The 24,366-nt window shown below is 63.1% G+C and carries 24 protein-coding genes; 18 read left to right on the forward strand and 6 right to left on the reverse strand.

Annotated features, from left to right (window positions below):
* Positions 1–22 precede the first annotated feature (22 nt).
* From V4T21_RS17915 to V4T21_RS17985, 15 genes are all read left to right on the forward strand, one after another.
* The gene (locus V4T21_RS17915) at positions 23–487 is read left to right on the forward strand and encodes a tripartite tricarboxylate transporter TctB family protein (RefSeq protein ID WP_332719436.1); all 465 of its coding nucleotides are present in this window, start codon (positions 23–25) and stop codon (positions 485–487) included.
* A 9-nt stretch (positions 488–496) separates the two neighbouring features.
* A complete protein-coding gene (locus tag V4T21_RS17920) occupies positions 497–1,999 on the forward strand; it encodes a tripartite tricarboxylate transporter permease (protein WP_332719438.1) in 1,503 nt (500 codons plus the stop codon).
* Between the two features lie 3 nt (positions 2,000–2,002).
* Positions 2,003–3,205: a CaiB/BaiF CoA transferase family protein gene (locus V4T21_RS17925; RefSeq protein WP_332719440.1), complete on the forward strand. Its 1,203-nt coding sequence runs from the start codon at positions 2,003–2,005 to the stop codon at positions 3,203–3,205.
* 22 nt (positions 3,206–3,227) lie between these two features.
* On the forward strand, positions 3,228–4,199 hold the full coding sequence (locus tag V4T21_RS17930) for a Bug family tripartite tricarboxylate transporter substrate binding protein (RefSeq protein WP_332719442.1): 972 nt from the start codon (positions 3,228–3,230) through the stop codon (positions 4,197–4,199).
* 55 nt (positions 4,200–4,254) lie between these two features.
* Positions 4,255–5,313, forward strand: coding sequence for an Ldh family oxidoreductase (locus tag V4T21_RS17935; protein ID WP_332719444.1), 1,059 nt, complete (start codon positions 4,255–4,257; stop codon positions 5,311–5,313).
* Positions 5,314–5,319: 6 nt separating this feature from the next.
* Positions 5,320–6,189, forward strand: coding sequence for a fumarate hydratase (locus V4T21_RS17940; protein ID WP_332719446.1), 870 nt, complete (start codon positions 5,320–5,322; stop codon positions 6,187–6,189).
* Complete coding sequence (locus V4T21_RS17945; RefSeq protein WP_332719448.1) at positions 6,182–6,793, forward strand: fumarate hydratase C-terminal domain-containing protein; 612 nt, start codon at positions 6,182–6,184, stop codon at positions 6,791–6,793. Before V4T21_RS17940 ends, V4T21_RS17945 begins: the two co-directional genes overlap by 8 nt.
* A 101-nt stretch (positions 6,794–6,894) precedes the next feature.
* Positions 6,895–7,830: a DUF6282 family protein gene (locus V4T21_RS17950; protein WP_332719451.1), complete on the forward strand. Its 936-nt coding sequence runs from the start codon at positions 6,895–6,897 to the stop codon at positions 7,828–7,830.
* 40 nt (positions 7,831–7,870) lie between these two features.
* Positions 7,871–8,860 (forward strand): fumarylacetoacetate hydrolase family protein, encoded by a 990-nt coding sequence (locus V4T21_RS17955; protein ID WP_332719453.1) that lies wholly within the window; start codon positions 7,871–7,873, stop codon positions 8,858–8,860.
* 11 nt (positions 8,861–8,871) lie between these two features.
* Entirely contained in the window at positions 8,872–9,861 is a 990-nt protein-coding gene (locus V4T21_RS17960; RefSeq protein ID WP_332719455.1) for an NAD(P)H-quinone oxidoreductase, read from the forward strand.
* A 65-nt stretch (positions 9,862–9,926) separates the two neighbouring features.
* The gene (locus V4T21_RS17965) at positions 9,927–10,730 is read left to right on the forward strand and encodes an IclR family transcriptional regulator domain-containing protein (protein ID WP_332719458.1); all 804 of its coding nucleotides are present in this window, start codon (positions 9,927–9,929) and stop codon (positions 10,728–10,730) included.
* 136 nt (positions 10,731–10,866) lie between these two features.
* The gene (locus V4T21_RS17970; protein WP_332719459.1) at positions 10,867–11,322 is read left to right on the forward strand and encodes a tripartite tricarboxylate transporter TctB family protein; all 456 of its coding nucleotides are present in this window, start codon (positions 10,867–10,869) and stop codon (positions 11,320–11,322) included.
* A 2-nt stretch (positions 11,323–11,324) separates the two neighbouring features.
* Positions 11,325–12,824, forward strand: a complete 1,500-nt coding sequence (locus tag V4T21_RS17975; protein WP_332719462.1) for a tripartite tricarboxylate transporter permease — start codon at positions 11,325–11,327, stop codon at positions 12,822–12,824.
* 9 nt (positions 12,825–12,833) lie between these two features.
* The gene (locus V4T21_RS17980; protein WP_332719465.1) at positions 12,834–13,304 is read left to right on the forward strand and encodes a MaoC family dehydratase; all 471 of its coding nucleotides are present in this window, start codon (positions 12,834–12,836) and stop codon (positions 13,302–13,304) included.
* The gene (locus tag V4T21_RS17985; RefSeq protein WP_332719467.1) at positions 13,294–14,850 is read left to right on the forward strand and encodes a class I adenylate-forming enzyme family protein; all 1,557 of its coding nucleotides are present in this window, start codon (positions 13,294–13,296) and stop codon (positions 14,848–14,850) included. Before V4T21_RS17980 ends, V4T21_RS17985 begins: the two co-directional genes overlap by 11 nt.
* On the opposite strand, the gene V4T21_RS17990 is transcribed toward V4T21_RS17985, so the two are convergent.
* From V4T21_RS17990 to V4T21_RS18000, 3 genes are all read right to left on the reverse strand, one after another.
* Positions 14,820–15,275 carry a MaoC family dehydratase gene (locus V4T21_RS17990; RefSeq protein ID WP_332719469.1) on the reverse strand — a complete coding sequence of 152 codons (456 nt, stop codon included), beginning with the start codon at positions 15,273–15,275 and terminating at the stop codon, positions 14,820–14,822. The two genes, V4T21_RS17985 and V4T21_RS17990, sit on opposite strands and share 31 nt — an antisense overlap.
* Positions 15,272–16,663, reverse strand: coding sequence for an MmgE/PrpD family protein (locus V4T21_RS17995; RefSeq protein WP_332719471.1), 1,392 nt, complete (start codon positions 16,661–16,663; stop codon positions 15,272–15,274). Before V4T21_RS17995 ends, V4T21_RS17990 begins: the two co-directional genes overlap by 4 nt.
* Before the next feature lie 75 nt (positions 16,664–16,738).
* Entirely contained in the window at positions 16,739–17,710 is a 972-nt protein-coding gene (locus tag V4T21_RS18000; RefSeq protein ID WP_332719474.1) for a Bug family tripartite tricarboxylate transporter substrate binding protein, read from the reverse strand.
* Between the two features lie 287 nt (positions 17,711–17,997).
* Between V4T21_RS18000 and V4T21_RS18005 the strand changes: the two genes are divergently transcribed.
* The 3 genes from V4T21_RS18005 (at position 17,998) to V4T21_RS18015 (ending at position 20,847) form a co-directional block, all read left to right on the forward strand.
* The gene (locus tag V4T21_RS18005; RefSeq protein WP_332719476.1) at positions 17,998–18,246 is read left to right on the forward strand and encodes a hypothetical protein; all 249 of its coding nucleotides are present in this window, start codon (positions 17,998–18,000) and stop codon (positions 18,244–18,246) included.
* A 489-nt stretch (positions 18,247–18,735) separates the two neighbouring features.
* The gene (locus V4T21_RS18010; RefSeq protein ID WP_332719478.1) at positions 18,736–19,644 is read left to right on the forward strand and encodes a tyrosine-type recombinase/integrase; all 909 of its coding nucleotides are present in this window, start codon (positions 18,736–18,738) and stop codon (positions 19,642–19,644) included.
* A 3-nt stretch (positions 19,645–19,647) separates the two neighbouring features.
* Positions 19,648–20,847, forward strand: coding sequence for an IS91 family transposase (locus tag V4T21_RS18015; RefSeq protein ID WP_332719480.1), 1,200 nt, complete (start codon positions 19,648–19,650; stop codon positions 20,845–20,847).
* Between the two features lie 851 nt (positions 20,848–21,698).
* Here V4T21_RS18015 and V4T21_RS18020 read toward each other — a convergent pair.
* The 3 genes from V4T21_RS18020 to V4T21_RS18030 all read right to left on the reverse strand — a co-directional run.
* Positions 21,699–22,331, reverse strand: coding sequence for a cysteine hydrolase family protein (locus V4T21_RS18020; protein WP_332719482.1), 633 nt, complete (start codon positions 22,329–22,331; stop codon positions 21,699–21,701).
* A gap of 71 nt (positions 22,332–22,402) precedes the next feature.
* Complete coding sequence (locus V4T21_RS18025) at positions 22,403–23,896, reverse strand: ABC transporter substrate-binding protein (RefSeq protein WP_332719484.1); 1,494 nt, start codon at positions 23,894–23,896, stop codon at positions 22,403–22,405.
* A gap of 70 nt (positions 23,897–23,966) precedes the next feature.
* Positions 23,967–24,366, reverse strand: a 400-nt coding sequence (locus V4T21_RS18030; protein WP_332719486.1) for a hypothetical protein, incomplete at its 5' end; no start/stop codon positions are given.

Here is a 24,366-nt window from a genome sequence, read left to right on the forward strand (position 1 = left end):
CTGAAGACGGCCTGTTCAACCAATGCAAAATCTCAAACTCAATGCCGACCTGGTCGCGGGGCTGCTGTTTGCAGCGTTCGGTGCCTGGTTCGGCGCGTCCTCGATCTTCGGGCTTAGCCTTGGCACGGCGTTCCGCATGGGGCCGGGCTTTTTCCCCGCGCTTGTCGGAGGGCTCCTTTTCGCCCTCGGGCTGGTGATCGCCCTCAAGGGCTGGCGCGCCGAGCACGAGACCCTCGACCTTGCGACCGTCCCCTGGCGCGCGGTGATCCTGTTCCCGGTCGGCCTGACCCTGTTCGGCCTTTCCATGCGGCCGCTGGGCCTGATCATCGCGCTTCTGGTGCTGTGCCTGTGCTCGTCCATGGCCGTCAAGGGCATGAGCGCCATTCGGGCCGTCATCCTTTCGCTGGCTGTCACCGTGCTCTGCATCGGCATCTTCAGCGTCGGCCTGGGGCTCGACCTGCCCCTGCTCGGCGACTGGCTGCGCTAGGAGGTCCGCATGGAAGTCTTTTCTCACCTCGCCCTGGGCTTTTCGGTCGCCTTCGCGGCCCAGAACATCTTCTTTTGTTTCGTCGGCGTGCTTGCCGGCACGCTGGTCGGCGTCCTTCCCGGGGTCGGTCCCCTCGCGACCATCGCCATCCTGCTCCCGATCACCTTTTCCATGGCGCCCGACTCGGCGCTGATCATGCTGGCCGGCATCTATTACGGTGCCCAGTACGGCGGATCGACAACGGCGATCCTGCTCAACCTGCCCGGCGAGGCCTCCTCGGCCATCACCACGCTCGATGGCTACCAGATGGCGCGCAAGGGCAGGGCCGGTGTCGCGCTCGCCACCGCAGCGCTATCCTCGCTGTTCGCCGGCACCATCGCCACCCTGATCATCGCGCTATTCGCGGTGCCGCTCACCCAGGTGGCCATGGCGTTTCGGCCCCCCTCCTATTTCTCGATGATGGTCCTGGGCCTCATCGCCTCGGTCGTTCTGGCCCGCGGTTCGGTCCTCAAGGCCATCGCCATGGTGCTGCTCGGCCTGCTCCTGGGGATCATCGGCACCGATATCTATACCGGCACCGCCCGGCTCAACATGGGCAGGCTCGAGCTTGCCGACGGCGTCGACATCGTCGCGCTCGCCATCGGCTTGTTCGGCATCGCCGAAATCCTGCGCAATCTCCAAAGCGAGGAAAAGAGAGAAGTCCTCAGCTCCAGGGTCAAGGGGCTGTGGCTATCGCTTGCCGATTTCAAGCGCATCGCCATGCCCACGGTGCGCGGCACGGCCATCGGCTCGGCTTTGGGCATTCTTCCCGGCGGCGGGGCGATGCTGGCCTCGTTCGCGGCCTATATCGTGGAAAAGAAGGTCTCGAGGAACCGTGCCCAGATGGGCGAGGGGGCCATCGAGGGCGTTGCGGCGCCCGAAAGTGCCAACAACGCCGGGGCGCAGACCGCCTTCATCCCAATGCTTACGCTCGGGCTGCCCTCCAACGCCGTCATGGCGCTGATGATCGGGGCCATGATCATCCAGGGCATCCAGCCCGGTCCCGATATCATCGTCAAGCAGCCGGACCTGTTCTGGGGCCTAATCGTTTCGATGTGGGTCGGCAATCTGATGCTGGTGCTGCTCAACCTGCCCCTGATCGGGCTGTGGGTTCGGTTCCTCACGGTGCCCTATCCGGTGCTCGTCGTCGCCATCATGGCGTTCAGCGCTGTGGGCATCTATTCGGCGTCCGGTACGCTGTTCTCGATGTACGAACTGGGGTTTTTCGCGCTGCTCGGCTACGCCTTCATGCGCCTCGGGTGCGAACCGGCACCTCTGACCCTGGGGTTCATCCTCGGCCCGATGATGGAGGAACAGTTGCGCCGCTCGATGCTCATGTCGCGCGGCGATCCCGCGGTGTTCCTCACCGAGCCGATCAGCCTCGGGTTCCTCATCGTCGCGGCGGCAGCCCTGCTGCTCCTGGCGGCGCCCACCATCGCCCGCCGGCGCGAAGAAGCCTTCAGCGAGGAATAAGCGATGGACGATACAAACGCCATGCGCCCCTTCGAGGGCATCCGGGTTCTCGATATCACCCACGTCCTCGCCGCGCCGTTTGCGACCTACCAACTTGCCGTGTTCGGCGCCGACGTCATCAAAATCGAACATCCCGACGAGCCCGACCAGACCCGGATCGACGGCAGCGATCCTGCGCTGTCGGCCGAACGGATCGGAACGCACTTCATCATACAGAACGGCGGCAAACGGTCCCTGACGCTGGACCTCAAGACCGAGGCCGGACGCGAGGTGCTGCGCCGGCTCGTTCCCACCGCCGACGTTCTGGTCGAGAACTACCGCCCCGGCGCCCTCAATGCGCTCGGCCTCGGCTACGAGGATTTGCGCGCGCTCAATCCGCGCCTGATCTATGCCTCGATGTCGGCCTTCGGCCAGGATGGGCCGCGCAGCACCCAGACCGGCTACGATCAGGTGATCCAGGCGGTGTCGGGCCTGATGATGGTCAACGGCACCGCCGATACGGTGCCCATGAAGGTGGGCACCCCGGCCGTCGATTATGCCACGGGCACGATGGGCGCCTTCGCCCTTGCGGCTGCCCTCTTGCAGCGCGAACGCACGGGGAAAGGCCAGTATGTCGATCTCTCCATGCTCGATACCGCGCTCATGCTGCTCGGGGCGCATTTGACCAATCACTCGCGTTCCGGCCGCGAACCCAAGGCGGGCGGCAACCACCATGAATTTGCGACGGTGGGACTCTACGACACCGCCGACGGCCAGATTCAGATCGCGGCGATCAACATGCGCCAGCAGCGGCGGTTCTGGCACATGCTCGGCCATCCCGAACTGATCAAGGCGAACAATGAAGACCGTCGCGCCGGTGCTCAAGAGGAGCGCAAGGTCGTGCTGCCCATCCTTCTGACAAGGACGGCACGCGAGTGGGAGGATTGGTTTCAGGAAAACCACATTCCGGCCGCCCGTGTCTGGACGCTGCCTGAAACGCTCGCCCATCCCCAGCTTGAAAGCCGCGACATCCTGCATCGCTTCGTCGATCAGCCCGGTATCCCCGGCGCGGTGACCGTGCCCAAGGCGGCGTTCAAGCTCGCTCATGGCGGGGCGCGCATGGACCGGCCGCCACCGCGTATGGGCGAACACACCGAAGCCCTGCTGCAAGAGCTCGGCTATTCGGATCAGGAAATATCCGTGCTGCGCGATGCGGGCACGATTTGATACTGTAAGGGAGGAAGCCCCAATGAAACTGCTCAGTGTGATCACATCGGTCTCGCTCGTCCTCACCGGGCTGGCGGCCAGCGCCCATGCGCAGGAAGCCGGTTATCCCAATGATTTGGTGCGCGTCGTGGTCGGGTCCTCGCCCGGCGGCACGGCCGATACCGTCTCCCGGCTCGTCGCCGAAGCCCTCTCGAACAAATTCGGACAGAGCTTCGTCGTCGATAACCTTCCGGGGGCCGGCGGCGCGCTGGCCGCAACCACCGTCAAGGGCGCCGAACCGGATGGCTATACCATCCAGTTCGTCTTCTCTTCGTTCTCCATCCTGCCCTCTTTGAACCCCGGGGTCGGCTATGATCCGGCCGCCGATTTCGCGCCGATCGCCATGGTGTCGTCGGCCCCCAACCTTTTGCTGGTGAACCCCTCTTTCGGGGTGACCACGCTGCCCGAATGGATCGAGAAGGTGAAAGCCAATCCGGGCCAGTTCGACTATGGCAGCGGCGGCATCGGCTATAGCCAGCATCTGTCCATGGAAATGCTGCTCCAGAGCATCGATGGCGAGGCGGTCCATATCCCCTACGCCGGTAGCGGCAATCTCCTGGGGGCACTGCTTTCGGGCGAAGTGCCCTTCGCCTTCGATACGCTGACCACGGCCGTTCCTCATATCGAATCCGGCGCGCTGATCCCGCTGGCCACGACCAGCGCCGTGCGCTCGGAGATCCTGCCGGATGTGCCCACGGTCGCCGAAGCGGTTCCCGGCTACGAGCTCACCGCCTGGAACGGGTTCGTGGCCCCGGCCGGCACGCCGCCCGAGATCGTTTCCGCTCTCAACGAGGCGATCGTCGAATACCTTGCGACCGATGAGGCCAAGACGTTCTTCGCCCAGCTCGGCACGACGATCGATGCGAGTTCGCCCGATGAGTTCGGTGCGGTGATCGCCGCCGATTACGAGAAATTTGCCGACGTCATCGCAACCGCCGGCATCACGGCCCAGTAATCAGAGCCTCCGGGCGCGGCGCTTGCCGCCGCGCCCGAGAGACCGGGAGGCGACCATGTCAGCAAGGATTGCCGTGCCGTCCAAGGTCCTGGGCGGCTTTGTCGCGGCGCTCTTCGAGGCGGCGGGTCTGTCGCCGGCCGCTGCGGGCCGGGTTGGCGATGCGCTGATCGAGGCGGACCTTTCGGGCCGGGGCTCGCACGGCGTATTGCAGGCCGAAAATTATCTCGCCCGTCTCATGTCGGGCGCCATGTCGACGGCGGAAAAGCCCCGGATCGTCAGCCGGTCGGGCGGCAGCGTGGTTCTCGATGCCGAGGGCATGGAAGGTCATCTCGCCGCCGAGGAAGCCATCTCCATCGCCATCGCGACGGCGCAAGCCAACGGCGTCGCGGCCGTCGCGGTGCGGAGCGCCCAGCACATGGGCGTCGCGGGCCGCTATGTCGGCATTGCCGCCCAGGCGGGATGCGTCGCCCTGGCCATGGGCAACGCCAAGCCGGTGATGCCGGCCCCTGGCGGGGCCGAGCGCCTTGTCGGCACGAACCCGCTTGCCATGGGCGTTCCGGCGCCCGGTGGACCCATCGTGCTCGATATGGCCACGAGCGCCGGCACCTATGGCCGCATTCGCCATGCCCGCGCCTTGGGTCAGCCTATCCCCGAGGGATGGGCGCTCGACGCGCAAGGCCGGCCGACGACCGACGCCGAGGCGGCGATGGCCGGGCTGCTGTTGCCGATGGCCGGCGCCAAGGGCTTTGCCCTCTCCTTCGTCATCGATTTGATGGCGGGCCTTCTTTCCGGCGGGGCTTGGGGAGACAGACTGGGCGCGCTCGATGACGACACCACCAAGCCCCAGACGTCGTCCTATCTCTTCATCGTGCTCGATATCGCTCATTTCCGCGATCTTCCCGGCTTTCTCGATGAGGCCGGCGAGGCGGTCGCGCGTGTCCACAATTCGCGCCGGGCCGAGGGCGTGGACCGGCTGTTCACGCCCGGCGAGCGAAGCGCCCGAACGCTTGCCGGCAGCAACGGCATCGTCGAAATCGCCCCGTCCGTGGCGCAGGCGCTGGCCATGCGGGCCCATGCGCTCGGTGTCCCCGTCCCGCCAGCGCTTGGGGTTTGAACCGGAATGGCCATCACCTACGAGGTCATGAAACAAACCGCGCGGATGCTCTACGAGCGCTCGCTCAAGCGCATCCCCGAAAATTCCAAGGCCGCGCTGGCCGACGCCATGCGAACCGAAAGTTCACAAGCGGCGCGAACCACGCTCAAATTCATGTTTGCCAGCGCCGCGCGCGCCGAGGAACGCTCGACGTTCGTGTGCTCGGATGCCGGCTTTCCGGTCTATTTTGTCAAGATCGGAACGGGCGTCCAGTTCGGTGGCGATCTGAAGCTGGCCATATCGGACGCGTTCGACGAACTCGTCGAAACCATCGAACCGCCCATCCTCAAATTCGTCACCAATCCGCTCACCGGCGAGCGCAGCTATCGCGGCAAGGACATGCCGCATGTGAGCTGGGATCTGGTTTCGGCGGCCGATCATATCGATATCACCTGCTCGCCCAAGGCGCTTGGCTCGGGGCGCTGGGCGGCGCTGGAGATTTTCAGCTATCCCACGCTCGAAGAGATCGAGCGCTATATCCTCGAGGTTTCGATCCGGGCCGGCTCGCAGCACTGTCCGCCGGTCGTTATCGGGGTCGGCATTGGCGGCTCGTTCGATCACGCCGCAAAGCTGGCTAAGCTCCAGACCTTGCGCCCCTTCGGCTCGAAAAACCCCGAGCCCATTCTTGCGGCAATGGAAGACCGACTCACCCGGGCCGTCAACGCCACCGGCTTCGGTCCCATGGGCACGGGCGGGGACACCACGGCGCTCGGCGTTCATATCGACTACGCTTCGGGCCACGGTTTTACGCCGGTCGCCGTGTGTTTCAACTGCTGGATCAACCGGCGGACGCGCGCCCGGATTTCCAACTTGGGCGAGGTGGAAATCCTTGAGTGAGCGCGTCCTCGACCTTCTCCTGACACCCGATCTCGCCCGGACGCTCAAGCTGGGCGACACCGTCTTCCTGCGCGGCGAGGCCGTTGTCACGGCGGGCTTTCCCACCCACCAGCGTCTTGTCGATTGCATCGAACGGGAAATCGACCCCCCGATTGCACTGGGTGGCACGCTCTTTCATCTCGGCTGCATGAGCCGTGATGAAAATGGAACTTTAAAGCCACTCTACGTCAATCCCACCACCAGCACGCGCTTCAACGCCTTCATTCCGCGTATCGTTCGCCATTTCGGCCTCACTGCCTTGGCGGGCAAGGGCGGGCTCGATGCTCAAAGCATTGCCGCTATGGGTGAGGCGGGGTGCGTCTATTTTTCGATCACCGGCGGCGCGGCTCCGCTGCTCACCGAGGGGGTGCGGGAAGTCGTCGAGACCGGTTGGGACGATCTGATCGCCCAGTTTCGGCTCAATCGCCTGCGGCTCGACATGTTCGGACCTCTCACGGTTGCCATCGATGCCCACGGCAATTCGATCTACGCCCAATTGGCCGAGGCGGCCCATGCACGCCTTCCTTCGATCATGCGCGCCCTCAACGCCGAACGCGGCACATAGGCCCGCCATTCCGGCTGGCGAAAAGCGCCGCCGGGCGTTTTGAAGTCCGAGGGGCTTTCCCCTAGCGTCGCCTCATAGGAAACTCAAAGCGACTACAGAAAATGGCGAAAAAACAATGGCGTAATGAGGCCCGTGCCCTCATCGATACCATCGAGGGTGCGCGCGTCGATGCCCTTATGCAAGGGGCGGTCGATCTCCACGTGCATTCGGGGCCCTCGACAATGCCGCGCCAGCTCGACCATCTCCAACAGGTGGAAGCGGCCGCGGCGTCCGGAATGCGCGGCGTATTGTTCAAGGATCACCATTATTCGGTGTCTCCCATGATGGAGCTGCTCGAACGGGTGTCCGGGGATACCGGCGTGCACATGTTCGGCTCGGTCGTGCTCAACAACGCCGTCGGGGGGCTGAACCCCTATGCCGTCGATTTCAACGTCAAGATCGGCGCCAGGCTCGTCTATATGCCCACCGCACACGCGGCCAACCATATCCGCAACACGCACCGGAACGCGCGGCTGGCCTCCAACGTCCAGTTGCGCAAGCCATACGGCATCACCGTCATCGACCAGAACGGCGAACTGCTCGACGTGGTCAAGCAGATCCTCGACATCATCGCCGAGCACGATGTCATCCTCTCCTCGGGACACCTGCACATCGCCGAGGTCTGGCCGCTGTTCGAGGAAGCCAAGCGGCGCGGGGTCAAGAGGCTGCTGGTCAATCACCCCGCCTATGGCCTGCACTGCACCTATGAGGACGTCGCCGAACTGGCGCAGCTGGGGGCGATGATCGAGCAGTCCGCCTGTCTTTTCATCGACTCGCGCTTCAACGTCTTTCCCCCCGAAGAACTCAAGGCCCAGGTGGAGGCCGCCGGCGTCGCCAATTCCTCGATGGGCTCGGACCTGGGCCAGATCGACAATCCCTCGCCGGTCGAAGGCATGCGCCAGATCATCGCCCTGTTGCTCGCTCTCGGGTTCTCCGACGAGGAGGTGGGCCGGATGGTGCGCGACAATCCCGCAAGGCTCGTCGGTCTCGAAGATTGACGGTGCCCGCAATCAATTTCCAAAGAGTGAGTTTGAGACGATGAAACTGGGAACAGCCCTTATCGCGGGCGCCGACACGCTGATCGCTTGCGTCGGAAACGATGGCGCCGTCACCTTGACCGAGGCCTATGCGGCCCAGGGCCTCGGTGCGGCCCCCGCGAGCCTCAACGCCCTGATCGAGGCCGGCGAAGCCGAGATGGCCAGGGTGCGCGAAGCGGTCGGAAACGCGGTGGCCAACGGGGTGGGGGTGATCGCGCTGGGCGCCATCGATTTCCGCCCGCCCCAGCCCCGCCCGAGCAAGTTCATCGGCGTCGCCATGAACAATCGCGGCATCCGCAAGGAGGCGCACAAGAGCCCCACGGTGCCCAACTACTTCCTCAAGGCGCCGTCGTGCCTGACCGGGCACAATCACCCCATCGTCATGAAGGACCATTACGGGGAAACCATCCCCGAACTCGAGCTCGCCGCCATCATTGGCCAGCGCGCCAAGGACGTGCCGGTCGAACGGGCCCGCGAGGTGATCTTCGGCTACACCATCGCCAACGACATTACCTCGCACGGCATCAAGTTCGGCTACGATTCGATCGCCACGACGCGCGCGCCCGAATTGACCCGCCCGCACCACTTCGCCTGGCGCAACCGCCATGGCGAGGACGACAACGACATCTATTTCGTCTACCACACCCGCTCCAAGGCCACCGACACCTTCGGCCCGATGGGCCCGTGGATCACGACCGCAGATGAGATCGCCGATCCCAATACGCTCGATGTGCGCGGCTATTTCGACGGCAAGCCCTTCGCCCAGGACAACACGTCCAACTACATGTTCACTGTTGAGCAGGTGGTCGCCGACGCCAGCCAGTGGTTCACGCTCGAGCCGGGCGACATCATCATCTTCGGGACCACCGCCAAGGGCGTCGGCCGCTATCCGCATGGCCACCGGGAAATCAACATGCACAAGATGACCGGCGTCATCGAATGCGAGATCGACGGCCTGGGCCGTCTGGCCAATCCCATCGTCCACGAATAATGATCCCGTCCATGATGCGCGTTATCGAAATCGCCGGTGCCGGCGGGCCGGAAGTCCTGACCTATTCCGAACAGCCGATCCCCGAACCCGGTCCGGGCGAGGTGCGCATCAAAACGGCCGCCATCGGCATCAACCGACCCGACATCCAGCAAAGGCGGGGTCTTTATCCGCCTCCGCCCGATGCCAGCGATCTGCCGGGGCTCGATATCGCGGGCACCATCGACGCCGTGGGCGCCGGTGTGGACACGGACATGGTGGGGCAGGAAATATGTGCCCTCGCCAATGGCGGCGCCTATGCCCAATATTGCTGCGTTCCGGCCGTTCAGGCCATGCCCGTGCCCGGCGGGCTCTCGCTGGTCGAAGCGGCGTCCCTGCCTGAAGTGTTCTTCACGGCCTGGAACAACGTGGTCATGCTGGCCCGTTTCGCCCAAGGCGAAACCCTGCTCGTTCAGGGCGGATCGAGCGGGGTGGGCCTCGCCGCCACCCAGATCGTGCGCCAACTGTTCGCCGGCACCGTGATCGTTACGGCTTCGAGCGAGGAAAAGCGCGCGCTTTGCCGCGCGTTCGGCGCCGCCCACGCGGTGGACTACCGCGACCCCGACTGGACCGATCAGGTGCGCGATGCGACGGACGGGCGGGGCGTCGATGTCATCCTCGACGGCCAGGCGGGCCCCTACACCCAACCCGAACTCGACCTGCTCAAATCGGATGGGCGGCTGGTGCTCATCGCCAGTCATCTGGGCAAGATCGCCGAAGTCAATCTCCAGGATATCGTCCGGCGTCGCCTGACCCTCACGGGCTCGACCCTCCGCCCGCGACCGGCCGCTTACAAGGGCAAGATCGCCAGCCAGCTTGTCGAACGGGTGTGGCCGCTTCTCGAGAGTGGCGCAATCAGGACCCATATCCACGCAGTCTTCGACTTCGATGCGATGCGCGCTGCCCATGAGCTGATGGACAGCAATGCCCAAATGGGCAAGGTTGTCGTCCGGCTGGGAGATTAGCGCGACTTCTCACCGGCTGATTTAAACGCTAGTCTCGCCCCAGCCTGACGAGCAACGGACCAGCGATGGACGAGACCAAAAGCAGCGCGATACGGGCGGCGAGTCGCATTCTGACGGTCCTCCAGGCCATGAATCGCGAGCCCTATTCGACCATTCAGTCCCTCCACGAGGCGACCGGCCTGCCCAAGCCCACCCTCGTGCGCATGCTCAAGACGCTCGAGGCGGACGGTTATGTCAGCAATGATCGCCGTCAGGCCGGTTACCAGATCACCTCGCTCGTGACCTCGCTCAGCAACGGATTTCACGGCGATCCGCTTGTGGTCGAGGCCGGCAGGGCCTGGGCCATGAAGCTCAATTCGGAATACAAATGGCCCGTCGCCATCGGCGTATTGGACCGCAACGCCATAGTCGTGCGTTTTTCCACCGTGCACGACAGCCCGGTGTCTCCCTTTCACGCCACGATCAACATGCGGCTCAGCCTATTCACCCGCGCGCTGGGCCGGGCCTACCTCGCCGCACTCGATGACCACCAGGTTGCCGAGCTGATCAGTCAGACGGGAAAGTCGACCGAACTCGAAACGTCCTCGGCCCGTGAGCCCGAACGGGTCGAACGCATGGTCCGCACTGTGCGCGAACGCGGCTATGCCATGCGCGATGCCAATGTCGAACCGAAAACCTCCGACACGATCGCCGTGCCGATCTTCGCGCGCGGCGTCGTGCAGGCCAGCATCGGCATCACGTATTTCCGCTCGGCGATGAATTCGTTCGGCTCGCACGCCGCCTTCGTTGCAGCGCTCAAGCACGCCGCGCAGGGAATCGGGGCGGAAGTGGACCGGCTCCAGACCGCGCGCGAGCACCAGGCCGGGTGAGACGACCGACGTTCCGCTCTGCGAAATCCGACGGCTTGGCAATTGTTCCCTCCTCATCGAGCCGCAAAGGTCTGGAGCGTCAATACCTGGGAGGGCCGATGACGATGCACGAAGATTTCGCGACCGGGAAACGGCCATGACGATCGATTCCGACCGTCTGGCCGGCCTGTTGTTCATCCTCATCGGGTTTGCCGCGATCGCGTTGGGCTGGTCCTACGGCCTGGGCACGATGAACCAGTTGGGCAGCGGCGCCATGCCTGTCCTGGTGGGCGCCGCCCTTTGCGGGCTGGGCATCGCGCAATTGCTGCGCGCCACGCGGCAGGGAAAGGCATCGCTCGTGCCGGCCTTCGACCGCTCCGAACTGCGGCCGCTGCTGATCATCCTGGGCGCGGTTCTCGCCTTCGCCGTTCTCATCCTCCCCACCGGTCTGGTGCCGGCGCTGGCCGCGCTCATCACCATTGCCTGGTTTGCGCAGGCCGGAGGCACCCGCCTGGAGCTGGCCGGAGCGATGGTGGTGGTGATCGTGGTGATCGTCGCGATCTTCAAATACGGCCTGGGCCTGCCCTTACGCCTCTTTGCCTGGGGGTTCTGAGCGTGGATATCTTCGCACTTCTGCAAATGGGCCTTCAGGTTGCCCTCGATCCGACCAACCTGCTCTATTGCCTGCTCGGGGTCACCCTGGGCACCGCGATCGGCGTTCTGCCGGGCGTGGGGCCGATCATCACGATCGCCCTTCTCCTCCCGCTCAGCTTCGGCCTGACGCCGGAAACCTCGATCATCCTTCTTGCCGGGGTCTATTATGGGGCCTCCTATGGCGGGTCGACCACGGCCATCCTCGTCAATCTGCCCGGCGAAGCCTCGTCGGCCGTGACCGGTATCGACGGCCACCAGATGGCCCGGAACGGCAGGGCGGGCGCCGCGCTCGCCATCGCGGCCCTCGGATCGTTCTTTGCCGGAACGGTCGGCACGCTGCTGATCGCGCTCGCCGGCCCGCCGCTGGCGGCCATCGCCATGCGCTTCGGCGCCGCCGAATATGCGGCGCTGGTCTTTGCCGCCCTGCTCATGGTTGCCACCATGACGAGGGGCGGGGCGATCAAGGGTATCGGTGTCGCGCTGCTGGGGGTGATCTTCGGGCTGGCCGGTTCGGATGTTATGACCGGCGTGTTCCGTTTCACATTCGGCATTCCCGAGTTGCGCGACGGGATCGACTTCGCCGTTCTGGCCGTGGGCCTGTTCGCCATCGCGGAAATCGTCGGCAACACATCCAAGAGCGATGAGGTCACGCTCAAGACCAGCGCCATCGGCAATCTGTGGCCGACGCGCCAGGACTTCCGCGATGCCTGGCCCGCCGTCGTGCGCGGTACGGGCATCGGCGCGCTGCTGGGCGTCTTGCCGGGCGCCGGCGTCGCGATGAGTTCGTTTTCCGCCTATATGGTGGAAAAGAACATCGCCAAACAGCCCGAGCACTTCGGGCAGGGTGCCATCGAGGGCGTCGCCGCCCCCGAATCCGCCAACAACGCCGCCGCCCAGACCGGCTTCATCCCCACGCTCTTGCTGGGCATCCCCGGCAGTCCGGTCATGGCGCTGCTGCTCGGCGCCTTCATGATCCACGGCGTTGCGCCCGGTCCACGGATGATGAGCGACCACGGGCCGCTGTTCTGGGGCCTGATCGCCTCGATGTGGATCGGCAACCTGTTCCTGGTCGTTCTCAACCTGCCCCTGATCGGGCTCTGGGTGCGCCTGCTCAAGGTGCCCTATCACTGGCTCTACGTGTTCGTTCTGGCCTTTGCCTGCGTAGGGGTGTTCACCATGGGGTCATCGGCGTTCCAGATCCTCACGCTCGTTTTCTTCGGATTGCTCGGCTATCTGCTCAGGGCCGCCGGACTGAGCCCGGCATTGTTCATTCTCGGCTTCATACTCGGCCCGATGTTTGAGGAAAACCTGCGTCGCGCCATGGCCATCGCCCATGGCGATCCGCTGATTTTCTTTCAGCGTCCGATCAGCCTGATGTTCATCCTGCTCGGCGTCTCGGTTCTCGTCCTCGCCACCACCGGCTTCGTGCGCCGGGGCCGGGCCGAAGCAAGCGAAGGCTGACGCATCGCCATGCTCACCGTGAACCGAGCGCCCGATCTGACGCCCTTCGCCGGAACGCGCCTCGGCCGGTCCGAATGGGTGACCATCACCCAGCCCATGATCGATGCCTTCGCACATCTGACGGGCGATACGCACTGGATTCACCTCGATGCCGACCGGGCCGGACGAGAGATGCCGGGTGGCAGGACGATCGCCCACGGCCTGTTTCTGCTTGGACTGATCCCCGGACTGCAACGGCAGATCTACGCCGTCACCGAGCGCGGTGCGGGCCTCAACTATGGCTATGACCGCATACGGTTCTCGGCTCCCGTGCCGGTCGGGTCGCGGGTCAGGCTCGTCCTCATACTCGTCGCAGCCGAGCCGCACCGGCTCGGGACCTCCATCGTGACCGAGGCGACCATGGAAATTGAGGGCAGCGACAGACCGGCGCTGTTCGCCCGCAACATCCTGCTCGTGAAAGACAAGCCCGATGCCCGCTGAAACGCCCGCCGACGCCGACGAAGCCCGCCTGATTGCGACCATTCTCTCTCACGCGACCAGGCGTCCCGACGCCATGGCCCTGAGCTGCGAGGAGACCAGCCTCACCTGGAGGCAATTGTCCGAGGGTGTGCTGGGCACGGCCGGCGCCATCCACTCCGGTGTCAGCACGGACGACCAGCAGGCCATTGCCCTGCTCGGTACCAATTCCGCAAAATTGGTCATCGCGTATCTCGCCACGATCGCGGCCGGTCACTGCGCGGTGCCCCTGCCGGTTTCTGCCAGCGCCGAAACCCTCGCCGGCATGATCGCTGACTGTCGCCCGGCGCTCATCTTTGCCGACCGGCCCGGCTTCGACATGATCGCGTTGCTGCCCGAAACGCGCATCGTCGGTCTCGACTTTTCCACCGAGGGCGTGACCGGAAGGGAGAATTTTGTTGCGGCGGGAACCAGGCTGGACGCGCCCGTGGCCATGAGCCGGGACGATGATTTCAACATCATCTACAGTTCGGGAACGACGGCTCGCCCAAAGGGCATCGTCCATGGCCATGCCATGCGCTATCGACAGGCCGTGCGCGCCACATTCGGGCTCGGACCCGACAGCACCATGCTGCTTGCCACTCCCCTTTATTCCAACACCACCATCATGCCGCTGCTGGCCACGCTGGTCCATGGCGGGCACGTCATCCTGATGCGCAAGTTCTCGGCGGGTGGTTATCTCGAGTTGGCCGCAAAAAGCCGGGCGACCCACACCATGCTGGTCCCCATCCAGTACCAGCGTATCCTCGCCGAACCCGATTTCGACAGCGTCGATCTGGGCACGTTCGTGGTCAAACAATGCACCGGCGCCCCGCTTCCCCCCGCCCTCAAACAGCAGGTCATCGCGCGCTGGCCCGGTCGGCTGCTCGAAATCTACGGGCTAACCGAAGGCGGTTGCACCTCCATCCTCGATGTCGGCGCCTACCCCGAAAAGGCCCATACCGTTGGCCGCCCGGCGCCCGATAACGATATCCGGGTAATTGATGAAACGGGCAGCGCCTTGCCGAACGGCCAAATCGGCGAAATCGTCGGTCGTTCGCCCACCATGATGACCCGCTATTTCGAAAACCCGCAGGCCACCGAAGCCTTTTACTGGCATGACGGCGAAGGCAACCGCTTCCACAGGACCGGCGATATCGGCCTGCTCGACGAACAGGGCTTTCTCGTGCTGCGCGACCGCAAGAAGGACGTGATCATCTCGGGCGGGTTCAACATCTACGCGTCCGACCTTGAACACGTCCTCCTCGAGCATCCCGATGTCACCGATGCCGCCGTCATCGCCATTCCCAGCGCGGCCTGGGGCGAAACCCCGCTGGGGTTGGTGGTCCTCAAATCGGGCACCTCCATCGAAATGGACGCCCTGTGCGCCTGGGCGAATGCCCGCGTCGGCAAGATGCAGCGGCTGTCGGGCGTCGAAAGAAGCGACGAACTTCCGCGTTCACCGGCCGGCAAGATTTTGAAGCAAGAGCTCAGAAAGCCCTATTGGCCGGCGGTCCGGGCCGGGACCTGACCGATCGAGATCATGGTCATCACGACCTCGCCGTCCTGGTTGACGACGCTGACGCGGGTGCGAATGATCCCAAGCATCGGCTTGGAGGTCGAGCGCCGCGCCTCGACCACCTCGCGCACCACCCGGAGCCTATCGCCGGGCCGCACCGGCCGCCTCCAGCGCAATTCGTCGATCCCCATGCCCACGACGGGTGTGTCGCCATAGCCGCCCGATTCGACGAACAGCCGCATGGCCAGCGTCGTGACCTGCCATCCGCTGGCGATCAATCCGCCGAATCGGCCATTCGACGCCGCAACGGGATCGCAATGGATCGGCTGGGGGTCGTTGGCGCGACCGAACGCGATGATATCGGCTTCCGACAGCGTGGCCGGGCCACTCTCCCAGCGCTCGCCGACAACGAAATCCTCAAAGGCCCGCGCGGTCACGGTCGTGCCGCCCGAAGCGGAGCCAACACGGTTCCGATATCCCCGATCGTCTCGAGCGAAAGGATCGCCTCGACCAGCCTATCGGCCAGCGCAGGCGCGATGACTCCCTCGACGTTGGAGCGGAATTTTTCGATATAAACCTCTCTCGCGGCCGGGTTTCGCGACGTCCCGAGCATGTCCTCGACCGTGTGGCTGATCGTTTCTCCGCCCTCGAAGACGATAGTGACCACCCCGCGCGAGCGCGAAGTGTCGGCGGCGGCGATTGGGTCGGCGATGTGGACGACCTTGTCGGCAAGGGCGTTGATCCGGGGGTCTTCGAGGCTCGCTTCCGAATAGGCATTCTTGTCGAACCGCCCCAGAACCAGCGCCTCGGCCACCGTATGCTGAAGGCTGATGCGCCCATGCCAGGAGGTGAGCGGCCGCCGCTTTTCCTCCGGCGGCTCGCACACCGTATGGAACGAACGCGGCATGATCTCGCAGCGGACCTCCACGATCCGGTCGAGATCGATGGCGTTGTCGTTCCGCAATTTCAGCGCCGCGGCAATGAAAGGCATGAGCGTATAGGCGCAAGGGTAGAGCTTGGTCGCGACATTAAGCGCTTCCCACCGGCTCCCGAGCCCCTCGGTCAACTGGTCGAACCGAAATTGGAGCTCGGACTGCACGTGGCTCCTGTACCAGCCAAACTTGCCTTCGAAGACCCGCCTCGGCCCGGAAATCCCCTGCGCCGCCAACGCGACCGAACGCAGCGCCGCCGCGGCAGCAAATCCCACATGCAGCGTCTTGGTCGAGGTGCCGTCCTCGAACGAGGCGATCGAGCCCGCCGAAAGACTGGCCGCCGTGCCCACCGCCGCGACGGTTTGCTCGATACCGAGGCCGCGCAGCCGCGCTGCCGCGTAGCTTGCCCCGAACACGCCATAAACGCTCGTGGGGTGAAGCCCAACCTCATGCATGCGAACGGGCGAAACCAACCCCAGCCTGCACACGATTTCCGTGCCCACGATCACCGCCTCGAGCCATTGCCGGCCCGAAATCCCTCCGGTCTGCACGAGGGGCAGGGTGGGTGCGACGATGACGCCGGTGGGGTGGATGTTGCTCGCGATATGGGTGTCGTCGAATTCGAGCACCGCCGAGGCAACCCCGTTGAGGAAGGCCGCTCCGGCCGGCGAGGTTTCATTGCCCGCCATCAGGGCGAAAGCGCCGCGTCCGCCCCCATCGGCGTCGGCCTGCGCGCGGCCCGATGCCGCGACGGAAGGATGGGACCAGGATGCGATCATCACGCCGATGATATCGAGAATCCTGAGCCTTGCGCCCTCGACCACCTGCTCGGGTGCATCGTCGAGCGAAAACCCGAGCCCCCATTCGGCCAGCCTGGTGCTCAGTGTCGTCATATGGCAGATCCTCGATTGGACATGGCTAGGCCAGGCAGCACCGATCGGCTGCCGGGTCCTTTTCATGGAGCGTCGTTATTGCTTGAGGCCCATGGTGGCGAGCAGTTCGTCATAATTGGTGTATTCCGCTTCCAACGCCGCGCCCAGATCGCTTCCGCTCATGAAACGCGGCGTGACGCCGGCCCGCACAAGAATGTCGGTGAACTCGGGCGAATTGCTGGCATCCTGCAGGGCGCGTTCGAGAACTGTGGTGATTTCGGCCGGGATTCCAGCCGGTCCCATCACCATCTGCAATCCCGTGCCGCTGATCGAGGGATAGCCCGCTTCGGCCAGCGTCGGCACATCAGGGAAATCCTCCATGCGCGCATTGCCGGGGACGGCCAGCGGCGTCACCGTATCCTGGCGCGCCTGGGGAATGGCCGCCGCGTCGAGCATGAACTGCACATCGCCCGAAAGCACGGCCTGGACCACTTCCGCGGCGCCCGAATAGGGAATGTGGTTGGCTTCGATGCTCACGTTGAACAGTATATCCATGGTCGCGATGTGCCCGGTCGACCCCACGCCCACCGAACCGAAATTGAGTTCGCCCGGATGCTCGCGCCCATAGGCGACGAATTCCTCGAAATTGGTGACCGGCAGCGTCTTCGAGGAAACCAGCATGCGCGAGGCTTCACTGATATTGGCGATGGCCATCAGGTCGTTGAGCGGGTCGAAGCCGACCGGGGCCAGATGCGGCGCCGTGGTGATGATCGCGTTGCCGGCAAGCAGCAGGGTCCCGCCGTCCGGTGCCGCACGCGCCACGCGTTCGGCCCCGATCGTGCCGCTGGCGCCACCAACGTTCTCGACGATGAAGTTGGCGTCGAACCTCTTGCTCAATTCGTCCGCCACGATGCGGCCCACGGTATCGCCCGCGCCGCCGGCCGCATAGGGCACGACGATCGTAACGGTATCGACCGGATAAGGCTCGAGATTCTGCGCCAGCGGCCCCGAGACCGAAATCGTTGTGCCAATCAAGGTGCTTAAAGCAAAAATGGCTGCTTTTTTCATGACGTTTCTCCTCCCAGTACAATGGGTGAGTTTATTGACAGCGCGAGCCACGCTCGTCATGCCTGCAAAAAGAAGATTCCGCCTAGCGAAACGCAAGGCACCATTCCCCCGTCATGCTGGAACGAATAGGCGGTAATTTTGAGACCAATGGTTCGCACCCGCACTTCGTGTACTGATTTCGACCGCCCTTTCGGAGCTTCCAAAACGACATGCCAATTGGCGGTCTCGTCGCCGCCTTCCCAGGACTTGAAACTCTCCACCCAGTCGAAAGGATGCTGTGGTTCGAAATGAACCACTATATCGAGAATACGTCTCCCGAACGCATCGCCGAACTGCAAGCCGTTGTCGATTTCAACGTACGCCTGATCAGAGCGGCCTCTGAAGCAGGAGTCACCATTTTTGCTGGCACCGACGCGGCCTTCGTCCCAGGTTTGGCGCCAGACCTGTCGCTGCATGAGGAACTCGGGGCAATGATGGCTGCTGATATGAGCGAATTGGATGCTTTGGAAGCAGCAACCTCGGTTCCAGCCGAATGACTCGGAGTAGCGGAGGACCGGGTACGGTCGAAACCGGCAAGCGAGCCAATCTGGCCCTGCTCTCTGCCGACCCACTCGAGGATATCGCGAACACTAGCCAGATTGAGGCGGTATTTCAACGGCCAAATGTTCGATCGGGCTTCGCTCGATGCCATGCTGGCCGCTCTCGACGCATCTTATGCCCCTTATTGCTCCTGGTTTTCTCCAGCGGCCGTTGAGGTGTTCAGCAGTTAAGGCATGCAGCATAGAAACGTGGCAACGACCGCTTTCCGATGCGCGAAATTTTACCGCTTGCGACAGCGGGGGTCGAACGCTGCCAAAGGCGACAAGTTCACTTCCAAACATCGCGTTCGGGTTGGAGAACGAACCCGCTGGCGCGGGATGAGTGTGCGCGGTGAGATAGGGGTCTGATCCCTGGCGTTGCGGCACGATTGAGCTTCTTTCGGTTCGGGCATTTCCTTTTGGCTCCTTCAACCCAGGAGCCCAACGATGACCACGCCATTTTCCAACACCCCTGTCAGTGCACTGCGCCAAAAGCTGATCGACGATATGAACATGCGCCACTTCTCGATGGCGACCCAGCGCAACTATATTCGCGATGTCGGGCGCTTCGCCAGTTTCCTGCGGCGACCGCCGGACACAGCGACCACCGAGGATGTGCGCCAGTTCCAACTGGCCCAGAGCGAAGCCGGTGTTTCCGTGCCCACCATGAACAGCCTGGTGTCGGCGCTGCGGTTCTTTTTCACCAATACCCTTGATCGGCCCGACCTGGCCCGCAAGCTGGTGCGGGTAAGCCGGCCCCGTAACCTCCCGATGGTTTTAAGCCGCGACGAGGTCGCCCGCTTGCTCAACGCAACAACCACTCTCAAGCACCAGGCCGCGCTGTCGGTTGCCTACGGTGCGGGATTGCGCGTCGGCGAAGTTGCGATGCTCAAGGTGCGCGATATCGACAGCGAGCGCATGCTGATCCGGGTCGAGCGGGGCAAAGGCGGACGATATCGCAACGCTATGCTCTCGCCCGACCTGCTCACCCTATTGCGCCAGTGGTGGCAGGACGGGCATCGTCAAGGCGTGCTGCATCGCGACGGCTGGCTGTTCCCTGGGCAGCATGCGCTCAAGCCGATCAGCACCAGGCAACTCTATCGCGTCGTGGTCGAGGCAGCCCAGGCGGCCGGGATCACCCGGCGCGTCGGCCCGCATACGCTGCGGCACAGCTTTGCCACCCATCTTCTGGAAGACAGCGTGGATGTCCGGATCATCCAGGTGCTGCTCGGGCACAGCAAGCTTGAGACGACGGCGCTCTATACAAAGGTGGCCACGCGCACGGTGCGGTCCGTCATCAGTCCGCTCGACAAGCTGGGCATCTTCGTCCTATTGGAGGCGCCTCCCGACCCCTGAGCGGTGCGCACCACCATCGAGGTCGCCGATATCTTCCGAACGGCCGGTCCTGCCTATCGCGCTGCCCATGCCGGGCATCTGAGCCTGGACCAGCTCAAAGTCATGTCTGCGATCGAGACCTGCCGCACCGCAGCTCTCGGCGGCCACGTTGAAGCCTGTTCTGACTGCGGGCACCAGCGGATCGCCTATAACTCCTGTCGCAACCGGCACTGTCCCCGGTGCCAGGGCGCTGCCGCACGCGCCTGGCTGCAAGCCCAGGAGACCCACCTGCTGCCGGTGGGTTACTTCCATGTGGTATTCACGCTGCCCGCCGAGATTGTCGACATTGCCTTCCACAACAAGGCGCTGGTCTACGACCTGCTGTTCAAGGCGGCATCGCAGACAATGTTGACGATCGCAGCCGACCCAAGGCACCTGGGCGCCCGCATCGGCATCACCGCCGTGCTCCACACATGGGGGTCGGCCATGACCCATCACCCCCACGTCCACATGATCGTGCCCGGTGGCGGCCTCACACTGGCTGGGCGATGGATATCGTCGCGGCCGGCCTTCCTGCTTCCTGTGCGGGTGCTCGGGGCACTGTTCAGGCGCCTGTTCCTGACCCGGCTGCTCGAACTCCACGGTGCTGGAAAGCTCGTCTTCTTCGGCAAGCTGGCGGGTCTCAGCGACCGGCGTGTCTTCCTGCGCCACCTTGCGCCGGCCCGAAGGAAGCGTTGGGTTGTTTATGCCAAAGCGCCCTTCGCCGGGCCTGAAGCCGTTCTCGCCTATCTCTCGCGCTACACCCACCGCGTGGCGATCTCGAACAGCCGCCTTATTGCCTTCGACCAGACCAGCGTCACCTTCCGCTACAAGAATTACCGTTGCTCGGGCGCCGATCGACAGCAGGTCATGACCATTGCCGCTAACGAGTTCATTCGGCGCTTCCTGCTGCATGTTTTGCCGCGCGGCTTCCACCGAATCCGGCACTACGGACTGCTCGCCGGCTCGACCCGAAAGGACAGTCTCACCAGGGCCCGCAACATGCTTGGGGTCGCACCAGAACCGGAAGAACCGGCGGTCAAAGAGACATCAGACCAGCGCCCGCCTTGCCCCTGCTGCGGCGGCACCATGGTCATCATCGAGACCTTCGCACCGTGGTGCCAGCCGCGGGCACCGCCCACGTCGCGACCATCAACCCGGGAGAATGTTCATGACCCGGCATGAGCTGTTACCAGACCAGACTGCGAAGCTACCGTCTCGGCCCGCTCAATATCTCGCGCCGGTCGAAGGAGGGATCGTCAGTACCCCCACACTCAGCCACGTCGGCCGCGGCAAGTTCCAGCTCAACGACCCCAACGTCGCACCACGCACCCCAGACGCGACCTCTCCGCCACCGCCTGCCGTCGGCCCCCGAACCGCCTAAATCCAGAAAAACCCATAGCGTCCAGCTCGGGGCTCGCGCGTTCATTCTTCCCGGACTTTCGGGCGCCTACCGGCAGCCGAAACTCTTCAGGGGACGGACTGGCAGCTTTCGGGCGACTACGCCGCGAAAGCCGACCTTCACCTAGCCACGAACTTCGGCGGCAGCGCGCCCCCATTTTGGCCGTTCATGCATGTGCGGCGCCGTCCTAAAAGCGGACGTCCACACTGCAGCTGGCGTTCTCAATTATTTGCCTAGAAGTGGCGCATGTTCATGTCGTCGATCAGCTTCTGTCGCAGCGGGCTGACAAGGCTATTGGGAAGAGGCATGATCATCGTTCGGCTCCTGTGTTGAAGGAGCCAAAAGGGAACGCCCGAACCAGGCGATCCTCAATCAAGCCGTGACGGACCGGTGCTTTGCCGTTACACCACCGCGCGCACCCTCCCGCGCAGCGAGTTAGTTCTCCGGCTCCAAACACGACGCCCTGATCGATAAGTTCGCACGTTTATTCGGAATGAGGGGAATGTTGGCGCGCCGTGCCGGGCGAAGATGACAGCGTTGTATACTCTATAGCCCTCTCATGATGATCACGTCTGGATGAGCATCGGCAGGCCGCAAGAGCCTGCGTTTCAAGAATATGGACACCAACCGAGATTTAGTTCGCTGACCATGATTGATGCAGAGCGCTTACGTCGGTCACCTCGGCGAATGACCATGCCATGTTGTAGAGCGAATAATGGTGTCGGCCCGGGTCGACTTCGGCAACGGCATCCCGGATCACAAAGGTCCAATAGTCGCGCTGTCCTGCATCGCGGACAGTGGTTTCCACACAAATGCTTGTTGTGATGCCACACACCACGAGATTTTTAATGCCCAACGATGTCAGGATCGGCTCGAGCCGCGTCCCGTAAAATGAGCTCGGCCGGCTCTTGTCGATGACGAGCTCATTTGGCATGACGGCAAGCTCTTCGATGAGGTCGACCTCAGCCTGCTCTTGGGCAAGCGAAAGCAACTCAATGCGACGGGCGTTGCGCGCGCGACGATGGCGGGGAAAGTCGATCATGTCGGGGGCATAGACAAAGCGTGTGAAAATGACGGGTATACCCGCCTCGCGTGCCGATCTGACAGCTTGAAGGGTGCCGGGAATGGCGTTACGCAACGGCTCAATATCCATACCGACCTGACCCAGCGAGCAGGTGCTGTCAAAAAATCCCTTTTGCATATCAATAACGATGAGCGCGGTGTTTTCGATCGGAATTTGGCCGGCAAACATAGGCACGTCGAGCACGTTGTTTCCTTCAAAGTTCGGGAAAATGCGCTCGCGCCGACCTGTCGGCGCGAGCCGTCGATGTCGGATCGTTATTGGAAGTCGTAGAGCCGCACAAACCCATCTGGCCAAGGCTCATATCCAAGGCCTTCAATCATGCCATAGGCATTGTATTCCTGGTAGATTGGAATGTTGTAGCGGTCCTGGGCCGCAATCTGAAAGATTTTGCCAATGACCTCGGTCTGCTCGGCCTGATCAATGATTTTCCGTTGCTCTTTGACCATGGCATCTATCTCTTCGTTGATCTTGTAGATGCGCGATCCTTCTTCGTACATCGCCGTCAAGATCGTATCGGCATGATACTGGGACGAGCCGTAGGCAAACATATACATGCCGTCCATCTGCGTTTGGGCCCATTTGGGGAAAAACGCAGTGAACTCGGATGGTTGAATGTCGACGTTCAAGCCGGCCTCGGTCAGATAACCGGCAATAGCCTGAACCGTTTCATTGGCCATTACGATATTGTTGGAAGGATATTCGATGGAGATCGCTTCCCCACCATAGCCCGACTGGATGACCAGTTCTTGCGCTCGAGCCATGTCCTGTTGGACCGGTTCAAGGTCGGGATTGTAGCCAACATTGTTTGGCGGAACCATCATGCTGGAGGGCGCCCCCATGCCCCGAAGTAATTGTTCGGTGATGGCCTGGCGATTGATGGCAAGATCTATTGCCTCTCGGATTTCGGGACTATCGAGTGGAGGAATGTTGACGTTGAAACCAACAAAAATCACCCGCGATCCTGGTGCCACGCCGGTTTCGATCCCAGGCGTTGCGTCCAAAGACGCGACCAGGGAAGGGGGCAGAGATGTCACCAAGTCCACGCCACCCGAAGCTAGCGCTGTTGCCCGGCTGGCATCGGCTGGGATTGGGCGGAAGACAGCGGACTTGATCGCCGGTGCGCCTCGCCAGTAATCCTCGTTTGCTTCGAGTTCGAGCCGGTCGTCTCTCACCCATTCCACGAACTTATATGGGCCGCTACCAATGGGATGGGAGGCGTACCCTTCGTCGCCGACTTCCTTATGGTACGCTTCGGAGATGATGCTGATGAAGCTGATCTGGCGCTCGAAGATGGCGTAAGGCTGGTTGAGTGTGAAAACGACGGTATTCTCGTTAGTGGCTTCGACGTTCTCGACCAGGCTGAGAAACGTGCGGGTAGGCGACTGAGGGTTATCGAGAATTTGGCGCGTTGTGTACTCGACGTCGCGCGCGGTCACCGGCGCACCATCGTGGAAGGTTGCATCGTTCCGGATCGTAAACGTCCAGGTTAGTAAATCTTCCGATACCGACCAATCTGTTGCAAGGCGTGGTGCTACAGAGCCATCGGGATTGATTTCAGTGAGTTGATCGAAGACGTTCAACCTGTAGTTGAAACCCATGGGCGAGCTGTCCGCGCTGGGAATGAGCGAGGGAAAATCGCCGGGCAACGCAACGGAAATCGTTTCTGGTGCTGCGTAAGCGGGCCCGGCCAGCGCCATAGCGGCAATGACCGCACCAAGCATCTGAAGGGATGATTTTAGAAGTGTCATAGGCCTCCTCCTTTGATGACAAATCACGCTGGCGACGGGATGCCCCTAAGGGGCATTTGGTGCGGGCGCTTTAGGAAAATCCATTTGTCGGCGCCGGTTCAGTGGCATGTTGATCTGGCTCAACCGGCAACACGACACCCGGGTTCAAGATCGCGTCAGGGTCGCAAAGCGCCTTGAGGTTCTGAAGCATCTTTTGCGTATTGGGCAGGCGGCTTTCGAAATAGGGATATTTGCGCCCGATCTGCATGTGAATACCCCCCAGATCACGCCAGCAAGCCAAGATGTCGCGCGAGAGGGCGTCGAGAGCCGCCCGCGCTTGTGGGTTGGCGGGTCGGGTTTTCTGCTCGCGCCGTTGGTGTCGGACATGTGTTTCAAATGGATGGGAAGTGGTGTGTCGGGCCAGCGGATTAACGTTTTGTCCGTCGTCAGAACATTTGGCACACCTCGCGGCGTAGATTAGCGGAGTGCGG

Origin of the sequence: Pelagibacterium mangrovi, assembly GCF_036662815.1 — a bacterium.
Lineage (GTDB): Bacteria > Pseudomonadota > Alphaproteobacteria > Rhizobiales > Devosiaceae > Pelagibacterium > Pelagibacterium mangrovi.